This is a genomic window from Frigoribacterium salinisoli (assembly GCF_054781095.1).
Genome location: NZ_BAAGVB010000002.1, coordinates 37,006 through 49,196, shown reverse-complemented (window position 1 = coordinate 49,196; position 12,191 = coordinate 37,006). Strand labels below are relative to the sequence as shown.

Genomic DNA, 12,191 nt, shown 5'->3' with positions numbered 1-12,191 from the left:
CACGCTCCGAGCGTGGAGGACCGCCCCCGTGCGCCGCCGGCGTGTGAGACTGACGGCCGTGACCCTCGCCACGGAACCCACCACCGCCTCCGGCCCCGCCCGCCGCGCCGAGCGCCGCAGCGTGCTCCTGTGCCGGCCGGACCACTTCACCGTCGACTACCGGATCAACCCCTGGATGGACCCCGAGCAGCCCGTCGACACCGCGCTCGCCCTCCGCCAGTGGCAGGTGCTGCACGACACCTACGTCGGGCTGGGCCACGACGTGCAGCTGATCGACCCGCTCCCCGGGCTGCCCGACATGGTCTACGCCGCGAACGGCGGCTTCGTGCTCGACGGCACCGCCTACGGCGCGCGCTTCACCTACCCGCAGCGCCAGCCCGAGGGGCCGGCCTACATGGACTGGTTCCGCTCGGCGGGGTTCCGTGTCGTCGAGCCGCAGGTGACGAACGAGGGCGAGGGCGACTTCCTGGTCGTGGGCGACGTCGTGCTCGCCGGCACGGGCTTCCGCACCGACCCCGCCTCGCACGACGAGGTCGCCCGGACCTTCGACCGCGAGGTGGTCGGCCTCACCCTCGTCGACCCGCGCTTCTACCACCTCGACACCGCGATCTCGGTGCTCGACCGCGAGCCCGTCGACGGCGTCGTGAACATCGCCTACCTCGAGCGTGCCTTCGACGAGCCGTCGCGGGCCGTGCTGCGCGAGCGGTTCCCCGACGCGGTGCTGGTGGCCGACGAGGACGCCGCGATCCTGGGGCTCAACTCGTGGTCCGACGGCCTGCACGTCGTCATCGCCGCCCGGGCGGAGGGCTTCGGGCGACAGCTGCGCGAGCGCGGCTACGAGCCGATCGGCGTCGACCTCAGCGAGCTGCTGCGCGGCGGCGGCGGCGTGAAGTGCTGCACGCTCGACCTGCGTCGCTGACCGGCGGGTCCCAGGAGGCGCGGGGCCGGGGGCGACGCCCGGCCCGGCCCGGGCGGGGTCAGCCCTGCTCGCGCCGGACCAGCAGGTAGACGATGCTGCGGCCCGTCGCGTGCTCCTGGGCGACCTCGTACCCGTCGGCGCGGAGCCGCTCCAGGTCGCTGCCCGTGAGCTCGTCGGTGGCGAGCCGCACGACCCACAGTCGGTCGTGGTCGGCGAGGCGCCGGGCCAGCAGCTGCGCCTCGGCGTCGTCCTCGACGCTGAGCGTCCGGTCGGTGAAGCGGCCGTCCTGCGGGCCGAGGCGCAGCAGGGCGACGTCGTCGAGGCCCGCGAAGGCGTCCGGGTACGCGTAGAGGGCCTGCCGCGGCCGCGTCGACACGGTGCCCTGCGCGTCCAGGTAGAACGCGTCGCCGGGGCGGGCGTGCCGTTCGACGTACCCGGCCACGCTGGCGAGGTCGCTGCCGCCGCCCTTGCCCGTGGGCGTGCGCTGCAGCACGTACGTCGGGGCCGAGGCGAGGACCAGCAGGACGGTCAGGACGATGCCGATCCAGCGCCTCCTGCCCGTGGACAGCGCCGCGCCCAGCAGCAGGGCCATGCCCGGCGTGACGAAGGTGAGCAGGCGCGGCACGTAGACCGGCCCGACCAGCAGGCCGAGCAGCAGCAGCACCGCCGTGGGCAGCACGACCCAGAGCGCCCCGAGCAGCACGAGGCTGCCCGGCGTGCGGGCGCGGTCCCGGAGGCGCGTGCCCAGGACGATCAGGAGGGCCGCGGCCACGACCGTCACGGCCGCGGAGGTCGCGAACCAGGGCTCCACGAGGACCGTCCACCAGGTCACCGAGTCGCCGGTCGACGGGTCGGCGGTGACGAGCAGGCGGGCGCGCTCGCCCAGGACGTGCACGATCATCGGCAGCGACGCCAGGAGCGCGAGCACCGTCGAGATGCCCCAGCCCAGCAGCCGGTGCCGTGCGCCGCGACGGCGGCGCTGGGCCGGCGCGAGCGCGAGGAACACCCCGTGCACGAGCACGAGCAGCCCCAGGGGCACGAAGAACCAGATCGACGCGGCCAGCCCGGCGCCGTACAGCACCCACCAGCGTCGCCGGTGCCGACGCGACGCCACGAGCAGGGCGATCGTGAGCCAGACGGCGAAGGCCGTCGTGAGGGCGTAGGGGCGGGCCTCGGTCGCCTCGAGGGTGACGCGGGGCAGCACCGTGAACGCGATCGCGGCGAGCACCGCCGTGCGCCGGGTCGTGAGCATGCGGCCGACGACGAAGACGCCCACGGCCGCGAGGGCCACCGCGACCGCGCTCGGCAGGCGGGTGGCGAGCTCGCCGTCGCCGACCAGCTGCGTCCACGCGTGCAGCCACAGGTAGTAGGCGCTGTGGATCCCGTCCCGCCGGCCCACGAACTCGAGCAGCTCGGGCAGCGGCAGGCGCACGGCCCGCAGCGTGGTGGCCTCGTCGCTCCAGTAGCTCGGGATCCACGCTCCCGCGAGGCCGACGACGAGCGCGACCGCACCGACCAGCAGCGGGTCGAGCCAGGGCGCGCGCCGCGGCACGACCGCGGGGTCGTGGCCGATGCTCACCGGCGCCCCCGGGCCGAGCGGGGACTCCCGGTCGACGCGTTCACCGCACCAGACTGCCGTGCGGGCCTGGGTGCGCGCAGGGGCCGCGCCGAGAACGGCAGGAGTCGCGGGTCGGGCCCGGCGGCAGGAGGCGCGGTCGCTGCGGACACGGCGCGGTGGAAAAGGAAGAGCCCCCGCCGGAGCGGGGGCTTCATCCTGTGGCTGGACGCGGCGTCGATCCGCGGACCTTTCGATTTTCAGTCGAACGCTCTACCAACTGAGCTACCCAGCCATGACGTCACCCGGAGGTGACATCAGGCGCACGTGTCGCCTTGGCGACCCTGACCGGACTTGAACCGGCGACCTCCGCCGTGACAGGGCGGCGCGCTAACCAACTGCGCTACAGGGCCAAACTGTGGTGCTGTGTTCTTGTGTGCCTGGTGTTCGTGTGTCTGGTGACCCCAACGGGATTCGAACCCGTGCTGCCGCCGTGAAAGGGCGGTGTCCTAGGCCACTAAACGATGGGGCCGTGGTGTGGAGCCACAGCAACCGAGAGTCGAGCATACGGACGATGTGGCCCGAGCGCAAATCCGGGTCCTGCAGCGCTCTCCGTCGGCGTGTCGCGACGTGTCGCTGGTCGCGCCCCGCGCCTCCTGCGATTAGGTTCGAGCCTGACCGGAGATCTCCGTCGCCCGGCGCCGCTCGGCCCGGTGGGGGACCCGGCGTCGACCGATCCTGGACCCAGATGACCCTCCTCCGTCGCCCCGCCGCACCGGGCCTCCTGCCCGCTCGTGCCGTGGCGTCCCGTCGTCGCCTCACCGCCGTCGCCGCCGCCCTCGCCCTGCTCGTCACCGCGGGCGTCGTCGGCCTGCCCGCGCAGCCCGCGTCGGCCGCCGGCTACCCCTCGTGGGACGACGTCCAGGCGGCCCGCGCGAACGAGGCCGCCAAGGAGGCGGAGATCACCAAGCTCGAGGACCTGCTCGAGGACCTCCAGGACGACCTCGACGCCAAGCAGGAGGCGGCGGTGCAGCGCGGCGAGGCCCTCGCCGACGCCCAACAGGAGTACGACGACCAGCAGTACCGCACCGCGCAGCTGCAGGCCCAGGCCGACGCCGCCGCCGAGACCGCCGCCGCCAGCGAGGAGCGCGCGGGCCAGCTCGCCGCGCAGCTCGGGCGCTCGGGCGGCACCAACGGCGTCAGCGGCAGCCTCATCGCCGACCCGGGCGAGGCGGGCGAGCTGCTCTACAAGCTCGGCGCCATGACCAAGCTCACCGAGCAGGCCGACGGCATCTACGCCCAGGCCACGCAGGACCGCAACACGGCCCAGTCGCTCACCGACCAGGCCGCCGTGGCGCAGGAGGCGCTGGGCGACCTCGCCGACGCCGCCCAGGTCGCCCTCGACGAGGCCACCGCGGCCGCCGAGGCCGCCAGCGACGCCGTCGACGAGCAGGCCGAGAACCAGGCGCGCCTGCGGGCGCAGCTCGAGACGCTGCGCACCGACAAGGACCACACCGAGGAGGAGTACGCCAAGGGCGTCGAGGAGGCCCGCCTCGCCGCCGCGGCGGCCTCGGCGGCGACGAGCGGCACGCCCCTCGGCGAGATCTCGTCGCAGGGCTGGACCCGCCCGTCGGGCGGCAACGTCTCGAGCAACTTCGGCATGCGCGTCAACCCGGTCTCGCACCGGTACATCCTCCACGGCGGCATCGACCTCGCCCCCGGCTGCAACGCCCCCATCGTCGCCGCCACCGCCGGCACCGTGACGTACGCGGGCTGGATGGGCGGCTACGGAAACTTCGTCATCGTCGACCACGGCGGCGGCGTCACCACCGCCTACGGCCACCAGCCGAACAACGGCATCGTCGTCGGCGTCGGCCAGCGCGTCGCCGCCGGCCAGCAGATCGGCCACGTCGGCACCACCGGCAACTCCACCGGGTGCCACCTGCACTTTGAGACCCGGGTGAACGGCGTCGCCACCGACCCGGCCGGGTTCATGGGCGCGCGGGGCATCCGGCTCTAGCCCGGCCCGCGCCTCCTGCCGTCGGGCGCCTCCTGCCCGGCCCGCGCCTCCTGCCGTCCGCCTCACCCGGGGTGCGGAAAAGGCGACCTCCCGGTGCCCGGACCGGCCAGGGCAGGGGCCCTGGTCGGCGTGTCGGACGCGGTCGGTCGCCTTTTCGCGACAAGGAGCGCAGAGAGGTCGGTGACCTCGCGCGGAGAGGTCAGTGACCGCCCTCGGCGGCGAGCTTCTCGATGCCGTCGCGGACGATCTGGTCGGCCTCGGCGGCGTCGCCCCAGCCCTCGGTCTTGACCCACTTGCCGGGCTCGAGGTCCTTGTAGTGCTCGAAGAAGTGCTCGATCTCCTTGCGGGTGTACACCGGGATGTCGTCCACGTCCTGGATGTGCTCCCAGCGCGGGTCCTTGGCGGGGACCGCGATGACCTTGGCGTCGCTGCCGCCGTCGTCGGTCATGTTGAAGACGCCGACGGGGCGCACCTTCACGCCGACGCCGGGGAACAGCGGGTAGTCGAGCAGCACGAGCACGTCGACGGGGTCGCCGTCGAGGCCGAGGGTGCCCTCGAAGTAGCCGTAGTCGGTCGGGTAGACGAAGCCCGTGAAGAGGACGCGGTCGAGGTAGACGCGACCGGTCTCGTGGTCGACCTCGTACTTGTTGCGGCTTCCCTTGGGGATCTCGATCACGGCGTCGTACGCGGCCATGGGTGCTCCTCGTGTGCTGGTGGCGGGCGGAACGACCCGGTCGGGCCGACGGCGCCGCTAACGTTACAAGATGCCCGATCGACCACGACTGACCCCGGCGACGGCCGATGTGAGGCGCGCGGTGCGCGGCGCGCTCGAGGGCCACGCGCCCGACGACCTGGTGCTCGTGGCGCTCAGCGGCGGGCCCGACAGCCTCGCGCTCGCGGTGGCGACGGCCTTCGAGGCGCCGCGGGCCGGCCTCCGGGCAGGAGCGGTCGTCGTCGACCACGGCCTGCAGGTCGGCTCGACCGAGATCGCCGATCGCGCCGCCGCCCAGGCGCGCGGGCTCGGGCTCGACCCGGTCGTGGTGCGCCGCGTCGAGGTCGGCACCGAGGGCGGTCCGGAGGCCGCGGCCCGGTCCGCGAGGTACGCCGCGCTCGACGAGGTGGCCACCGCCTCCGGTGCCCGCAGCGTGCTGCTGGGGCACACGCTCGACGACCAGGCCGAGACGGTGCTGCTCGGGCTGGCCCGCGGCAGCGGGGCGGGCAGCCTGCGCGGCATGGCGGCCCGGTCGGGACGGTACGCGCGCCCCCTGCTCGGGGTGCGGCGGGCCACGACGCACGCGGCCTGCACCGACGCGGGCCTCGACGCGTGGACGGACCCGCACAACGCCGACGGCGCGTACGCCCGGGCGCGCGTGCGCTCGCGCGTGCTGCCCGTGCTCGAGGCCGAGCTCGGGCCGGGCGTCACGGAGGCCCTCGCGCGCACGGCCGACGCCCTGCGCGAGGACGACGAGGCGCTCGACCTCTTCGCCGACGAGGTCGCGGAGGAGCTCGCCGACCACGCCGAGGCGGGCATCTCGCTCGACGTCGGCGGCCTGGCCGTCAACCCGCCGGCCCTGCGGCAGCGGCTCATCAGGCTCGCGGTGCAGGGGGAGTTCGGGGTCTCGCTGTCGCGCTCGCAGACCCTCGAGGTGGCACGGCTCGTCACCGACTGGCACGGCCAGGGAGCGGTGCACCTGCCGGGCGTTACAGTGGTACGCACCGCCGGGCGACTGCACTTCGCCGCCGTCGACGGACGCTGACCACCCCGCCCGCCGTGCCCCACCCGCACGACAGGGCCGCACCCCGAGGAGGCCACCCGGCCATGGAGCTGCACGACATCGACGGCGACCTGCAGTCGGTCCTCTACACGCAGGACGAGATCGACGCGAAGATCGCCGAGGTGGCCCGCCGGGTCGAGGTCGACTACGCCGACCGCGAGCCGCTGCTCGTCGGCGTGCTCAAGGGCGCCGTCATGGTCATGGCCGACTTCGCGCGCGAGCTCAAGCTGCACGCGACGATGGACTGGATGGCGGTCTCGTCGTACGGCTCGGGCACGAAGTCGTCGGGCGTCGTGCGGATCCTCAAGGACCTCGACACCGACCTCCACGGCCGTCACGTCCTCATCGTCGAGGACATCATCGACTCGGGCCTGACGTTGTCGTGGCTGCTCGAGAACCTCAAGAGCCGTGGTGCCGCGTCGGTCGAGATCTTCGCCCTGCTGCGCAAGCCCGAGGCCGCGAAGGTGCACGTCGACGTGACGTACGTCGGCTTCGAGATCCCCAACGACTTCGTCGTCGGCTACGGGCTCGACTTCGCCGAGAAGTACCGCAACCTGCGCGGCATCGGGGTGCTCGCACCCCACGTCTATAGCTGACACCTGTCGCTCAGCTCGCTCTCGTTCGGCCCTCGGCGAACGCACATCGGAGCCCGGGGCGGCCCGCTGTAGCCTCTCGATCACGTTCTTCCCGCAGAAAGGGTCGGGTCCGCCCGTACTGACATGAACCTCAAGCGCTTGTTCCGCGGCCCGATCATCTACATCGTGATCGCCGTGATCGGCATCGGCATCGGCTGGAGCTTCATCAGCGCCTCCGGCACGACCCGGGTGTCGACCCAGCAGGGCCTCGAGACCCTGGCCGACGGCAAGGTGTCCGAGGCCACGATCCACAGCAACGAGCAGCGCGTCGACCTCGTGCTCCGCGACGGCGACAAGCAGGAGCAGTTCTACTACGCCACCCCGCGCGGCGAGGAGGTCGTCCAGGCGATCAACGACGCCGACCTCGCCGAGGGCTACGACGACGAGGTCACGCAGTCGAACTGGCTGCTCTCGCTGCTGGGGATCCTGCTGCCGTTCCTCATCATCGGCGTCATCTTCTGGTTCCTGCTCTCGTCGATGCAGGGCGGCGGCAGCAAGGTCATGCAGTTCGGCAAGTCGAAGGCGAAGCTGGCGTCGAAGGAGACGCCGCAGGTCATGTTCACCGACGTGGCCGGCGCCGACGAGGCCATCGAAGAGCTGCACGAGATCAAGGAGTTCCTCAAGGAGCCCGCGAAGTTCCAGGCGGTCGGTGCGCGGATCCCCAAGGGCGTGCTGCTCTACGGCCCTCCCGGCACCGGCAAGACCCTGCTCGCGCGGGCCGTGGCCGGCGAGGCGGGCGTGCCGTTCTTCTCGATCTCGGGCTCCGACTTCGTCGAGATGTTCGTCGGCGTCGGTGCGAGCCGCGTCCGCGACCTCTTCGAGCAGGCGAAGCAGAACTCGCCCGCCATCATCTTCGTCGACGAGATCGACGCGGTCGGGCGCCACCGCGGCGCCGGCATCGGCGGCGGCAACGACGAGCGCGAGCAGACCCTCAACCAGCTGCTGGTCGAGATGGACGGCTTCGACGTCAAGACCAACGTGATCCTCATCGCGGCGACGAACCGCCCCGACGTGCTCGACCCGGCGCTGCTGCGCCCGGGCCGCTTCGACCGGCAGATCGGCGTCGACGCTCCCGGGCTCGACGGCCGCAAGCAGATCCTCGAGGTGCACGGCAAGGGCAAGCCCCTCGCCGCGTCGGTCGACCTCGGCGTGCTGGCGCGCAAGACGCCCGGCTTCACGGGTGCCGACCTGGCGAACGTGCTCAACGAGGCCGCGCTGCTCACGGCGCGCTCGAACGCTCAGCTCATCGACAACCGTGCCCTCGACGAGGCCGTGGACCGCGTCATGGCGGGCCCGCAGCGTCGCAGCCGGATCATGAACGACCACGAGAAGCTCATCACCGCCTACCACGAGGGCGGCCACGCCCTGGCGGCGGCGGCCATGCGGCACACCGACCCGGTGACGAAGATCACGATCCTGCCCCGTGGCCGTGCCCTCGGCTACACGATGGTGCTCCCCCTGGAGGACAAGTACTCGGTGACGCGCAACGAGCTGCTCGACCAGCTCACCTACGCCATGGGCGGTCGCGTCGCAGAGGAGCTCGTCTTCCACGACCCGACCACGGGCGCGTCGAACGACATCGAGAAGGCCACGGCCACGGCCCGCAAGATGGTGACCGAGTACGGCATGAGCGACAAGGTCGGCTCGGTCAAGCTCGGCCAGGGGTCCGGCGAGCCGCTCATGGGTCGCGACGGCGGCTCGCGCGACTACTCCGAGAACATCGCGCAGACGATCGACGCCGAGGTGCGCGTGCTGCTCGAGCAGGCGCACGACGAGGCGTGGCAGGTCATCAACGACAACCGCGACGTGCTCGACGAGCTGGCCCGCGTGCTGCTCGAGAAGGAGACCCTCGACCACGAGGAGCTCGCCGAGATGTTCAAGGACGTCCGCAAGCTGCCCCCGCGCCCGCAGTGGCTCTCGAGCACGGCGCGTCCCGTCTCGGACCGTCCGGCGATCACGCTGCCCGAGAAGGCGCCGGTCGACCCGGCCGCGGTCGACGGCGGCGTGGACAGCGAGCCGACCGCGGGCAGCACGCGCGAGCGGCCCCCGCGCACCGCGCCGGGCATCGCGCCCGCGTAGGCCACCAGCACCGATCAGGCGATCGCACGGACCTCGTGCGGTCGCCTGTTCTGTACCCTGGAGCGAGCTCCTGGCCGCCTGCCGCGGCCCCGATCGGAGGAACCGTCCCGTGACCGACCAGCCCCCCTCGCGTCCGCGCTGGGCCGCCCGCGCGGCGGAGGCGGCGGCGGCGGGTGCAGGAGGCTCGACCCCCGCGGGCGACGACCGCGCGTCCGCCCCGCGCCCGGTCCCGAAGCGCCCCCGGGGCCGCGACCGGTACGCGGGCCAGGAGGTCGTCCTCGACGCCCCCTCGTCGGTGCGCCACCCCGGGTCCGCGCCCGAGGCCGGGCGGCGCCGCCTGGTGCTCTCGCCCCACGAGACGGAGGCCGTGCGACCCCCGGCCCAGCTGCCGCGCGTGGCCCCCACGCCGGTGCTCGCCCCGACCGGGACCGCGTCGGCTCCCGCTGCCGGTGCGGCTGCGGCTCCTTCTGCACCGCTGGCGGCGTCCGCCGTGGCCGCTGCGTCGGCCACGTCCGCCGTCTCCGTCGCGTCTCCGGCGTCCGCTGCGTCCGGGACCACTCCTGCGTCGGCGGCGTCTCCGGCTGCAGCTGCGGCGTCTCCTGCGTCTCCTGCGTCGGCGCCGGCGCCGGCATCGACGACGCCGGGCGGGCGTCGCCTCATCGCGTCGGGGCGGTACGAGCGTCCGCTGACCTCGGGCGACGAGCGTCGTGAGCCGCCCACCGTCACGAGGTCCCTCACCGTGCAGCACGGTGCACGTCGAGCCGCGGGCCGCGCCGGCCGTCGAGCGGCCGCCGCGCCCGTCGTCGGCGGCACGCTCGTGATGGGCGTGCTCAACGTCACGCCGGACTCGTTCAGCGACGGCGGCCGGTGGACCGGCGTCGACGCGGCCCTCGAGCACGCCCGGGCGCTCGTCGCGGCCGGGGCCGACATCGTCGACGTCGGCGGCGAGTCGACCCGTCCGGGCGCCGCCCGCGTGCCGGCGGACGAGGAGCGCCGCCGCGTGCTGCCCGTCGTCCGCGAGCTGGCCGCCGAGGGCGTGCGCGTGAGCGTGGACACGATGAACGCCGCCACCGCGGCGGCCGCCCTCGAGGCCGGTGCCGACATCGTCAACGACGTCTCGGGCGGCCTGGCCGACCCCGACATGCCCCGCGTGGCGGCGGAGGGCGGCCGCACGTTCGTGGCGATGCACTGGCGCGGGTTCCTCGAGGCGGGGCCGTCGAGGTCCCGGTACGACGACGTGGTCGCCGACGTCCGTGCCGAGCTCGAACGTCGCGTCGAGGCGCTGGTCGACGCGGGGGTGGCCCGCGAGGCGCTCGTGCTCGACCCGGGCGTCGGCTTCTCGAAGGGCGGCTTGCAGAACTGGCAGGTGCTCGCGGGGCTGCACGAGATCGCGGGCCTCGGCCTGCCCGTCCTCGTCGGGGCGTCGCGCAAGAGGTTCCTCGCGGACCTGCTCCCCGGCGGCGCGCCCGTGGCCGATCGCGATCCCGCCACCGCCGTGGTCAGCGTGCTGGCGGCGCAGGCCGGTGCCTGGGGCGTGCGCGTGCACGACGTGGCGGGCACGCGCGCCGCGCTCGACGTCCTCGGCGCGTGGCGCGAGGGCGCCCGGCAGCCCTCCGGCTCCCGTCGGGCGAGGCACGCGTGACCGGCGGCGCGACCCGTGGGCCCGGAGGCCTGCCGCTCGACGTGCTGAGGCTCACGGGCCTGCGGGCCGTGGGGCACCACGGCGTCTTCGAGCACGAGCGTCGCGACGGCCAGGAGTTCGTCGTCGACGCCGTCGTCCACCTCGACGCCCGACCCGCGGCCGATGGGGACGACCTGGCCGCGACCGTGCACTACGGGGTCCTCGCCGAGGAGCTCGTCGCGGCCGTCGAGCGCGACCCCGTCGACCTCGTCGAGACGCTCGCCGAACGGCTCGCGGCCGTCGTGCTCGCCCACCCCGCGGCCGTCGTCACCGAGATCACGGTGCACAAGCCCTCGGCGCCGATCACGGTGCCCTTCGCCGACGTCTCGATCACGATCGTGCGCTCGCGCCGTGACGGCTGACACCGTGACCGCCGACGACGTGACCACGGACGACGTGACCGCCGACGACGCGGTCGGCCGTCCCCGTCGCGGCGTCGTCGCGCTGGGGGCGAACCTGGGCGACCGGGTCGCGACGTTGCGGGCGGCGGTCCGCGAGCTCGACGAGCTAGACGGCGTGCGGGTGGTCGCGGCGTCGACCCCGGTCGAGTCGGTGGCGCTGACGCTCGACGGGCTCGACGCCTCCCGGCCCGCGTACCTCAACGCCGTCGCGCTCGTCGAGGTCACCCTGAGCGGCGCCGCCCTGCTCGCGGCACTGCACGCCGTCGAGGACCGCCACGGCCGCGTCCGCGTCGAGCGCTGGGGTGATCGCACGCTCGACCTCGACCTCGTCGAGCTCGAGGGCGACGCCGGCGACGGGGAGCGCCTGGTCCTCCCGCACCCGCGTGCCGCCGAGCGGTCGTTCGTGCTCGAGCCGTGGCTCGAGGTCGACCCGGAGGCCCGGCTGACGGGCAGGGGAGCCGTCGCCGACCTGCTGGCGCAGCTGCCGGACCGGGTGCGTCGCCTGCCGGGCGAGGGGCCGCTGACCGAGCCCGGGCCTCCTGCGCCCACCGAGCCCGGGCCTCCTGCGCCCACCGATCCGACCGATGCGACGACCGATGGAGGCACGCCGTGAAGCACACCCGCCCGAGCACGCTCGTCGGCATCGGCGTGCTGTCGCTCATCGCCGGCTACCTCGTCGACTCCGCGCTCGTCGCGTCGCGGGCCCCGGCCCTCGTGCCGCCGATCGCGCTCGGCCTCGTGCTGCTCGCCCTCGGCGGCGTCGTGGTGAGCCTCGCGCTGCCCGTCCGGCGCGCGGCCCGCGGCGACGGCTCGGACCGCGTCGACCCCTGGTACGCGACCCGCGTGCTGCTCCTCGCGAAGGCCTCCAGCCTGAGCGGCGCCCTCTTCGGCGGCCTCGCCGGGGGCGTGCTCGCCTTCGTGCTGACGCGCGGCGTGGGCCTGGCGATAGGCTCCTTCGTGCCGACGGTCGTGGCCGTCGTGGGGGGCCTCGCACTGCTCGTGGGCGGCATCGTCGCCGAGCGCATGTGCACCGTGCCGCCCGACGGCGACGACACGGCAGGCCCCGGAGCCCGAGCGGCCTGAGCTGGGCCAGCACGGGGCCGGACCACCCGGGTCGGCCCACCGC

The 12,191-nt window shown here is 74.1% G+C and carries 11 protein-coding genes and 3 tRNA genes; 9 read left to right on the top strand and 5 right to left on the bottom strand.

Annotated elements, in window-relative coordinates; genetic code table 11:
• Positions 1 to 58 precede the first annotated feature (58 nt).
• The gene (gene ddaH, locus ACYVHQ_RS06055; protein WP_460511287.1) at positions 59 to 919 is read left to right on the top strand and encodes a dimethylargininase; all 861 of its coding nucleotides are present in this window, start codon (positions 59 to 61) and stop codon (positions 917 to 919) included.
• A gap of 58 nt (positions 920 to 977) precedes the next feature.
• On the opposite strand, the gene ACYVHQ_RS06050 is transcribed toward ddaH, so the two are convergent.
• The 4 genes from ACYVHQ_RS06050 to ACYVHQ_RS06035 all read right to left on the bottom strand — a co-directional run bounded on the left by ACYVHQ_RS06050 (position 978) and on the right by ACYVHQ_RS06035 (position 3,006).
• Positions 978 to 2,498: a glycosyltransferase family 39 protein gene (locus ACYVHQ_RS06050; protein WP_460511286.1), complete on the bottom strand. Its 1,521-nt coding sequence runs from the start codon at positions 2,496 to 2,498 to the stop codon at positions 978 to 980.
• Between the two features lie 198 nt (positions 2,499 to 2,696).
• Positions 2,697 to 2,769 (bottom strand) — tRNA-Phe (locus ACYVHQ_RS06045).
• Between the two features lie 41 nt (positions 2,770 to 2,810).
• Positions 2,811 to 2,887, bottom strand: a tRNA-Asp gene (locus ACYVHQ_RS06040).
• 43 nt (positions 2,888 to 2,930) lie between these two features.
• Positions 2,931 to 3,006 (bottom strand) — tRNA-Glu (locus ACYVHQ_RS06035).
• A 216-nt stretch (positions 3,007 to 3,222) separates the two neighbouring features.
• Here ACYVHQ_RS06035 and ACYVHQ_RS06030 point away from each other — a divergent pair.
• Positions 3,223 to 4,494, top strand: coding sequence for a peptidoglycan DD-metalloendopeptidase family protein (locus ACYVHQ_RS06030; protein WP_460511285.1), 1,272 nt, complete (start codon positions 3,223 to 3,225; stop codon positions 4,492 to 4,494).
• Between the two features lie 199 nt (positions 4,495 to 4,693).
• Here ACYVHQ_RS06030 and ppa read toward each other — a convergent pair whose 3' ends face one another.
• A complete protein-coding gene (gene ppa, locus ACYVHQ_RS06025; RefSeq protein ID WP_460511284.1) occupies positions 4,694 to 5,188 on the bottom strand; it encodes an inorganic diphosphatase in 495 nt (164 codons plus the stop codon).
• 70 nt (positions 5,189 to 5,258) lie between these two features.
• Between ppa and tilS the strand changes: the two genes are divergently transcribed.
• The 7 genes from tilS to ACYVHQ_RS05990 all read left to right on the top strand — a co-directional run bounded on the left by tilS (position 5,259) and on the right by ACYVHQ_RS05990 (position 12,148).
• On the top strand, positions 5,259 to 6,251 hold the full coding sequence (gene tilS / locus ACYVHQ_RS06020) for a tRNA lysidine(34) synthetase TilS (protein ID WP_460511283.1): 993 nt from the start codon (positions 5,259 to 5,261) through the stop codon (positions 6,249 to 6,251).
• A 62-nt stretch (positions 6,252 to 6,313) separates the two neighbouring features.
• Entirely contained in the window at positions 6,314 to 6,865 is a 552-nt protein-coding gene (gene hpt / locus ACYVHQ_RS06015) for a hypoxanthine phosphoribosyltransferase (protein ID WP_460511282.1), read from the top strand.
• Positions 6,866 to 6,988: 123 nt separating this feature from the next.
• Positions 6,989 to 8,983 (top strand): ATP-dependent zinc metalloprotease FtsH, encoded by a 1,995-nt coding sequence (gene ftsH, locus ACYVHQ_RS06010; RefSeq protein WP_460511281.1) that lies wholly within the window; start codon positions 6,989 to 6,991, stop codon positions 8,981 to 8,983.
• Between the two features lie 820 nt (positions 8,984 to 9,803).
• Positions 9,804 to 10,625 carry a dihydropteroate synthase gene (gene folP / locus ACYVHQ_RS06005; protein ID WP_460511864.1) on the top strand — a complete coding sequence of 274 codons (822 nt, stop codon included), beginning with the start codon at positions 9,804 to 9,806 and terminating at the stop codon, positions 10,623 to 10,625.
• Positions 10,622 to 11,026 (top strand): dihydroneopterin aldolase, encoded by a 405-nt coding sequence (gene folB / locus ACYVHQ_RS06000; RefSeq protein WP_460511280.1) that lies wholly within the window; start codon positions 10,622 to 10,624, stop codon positions 11,024 to 11,026. The genes folP and folB overlap by 4 nt, the downstream gene beginning before the upstream one ends.
• Positions 11,016 to 11,678, top strand: a complete 663-nt coding sequence (folK, locus tag ACYVHQ_RS05995) for a 2-amino-4-hydroxy-6-hydroxymethyldihydropteridine diphosphokinase (protein WP_460511279.1) — start codon at positions 11,016 to 11,018, stop codon at positions 11,676 to 11,678. The genes folB and folK overlap by 11 nt, the downstream gene beginning before the upstream one ends.
• Entirely contained in the window at positions 11,675 to 12,148 is a 474-nt protein-coding gene (locus ACYVHQ_RS05990) for a DUF3180 domain-containing protein (RefSeq protein ID WP_460511278.1), read from the top strand. The genes folK and ACYVHQ_RS05990 overlap by 4 nt, the downstream gene beginning before the upstream one ends.
• Positions 12,149 to 12,191: the final 43 nt, after the last annotated feature.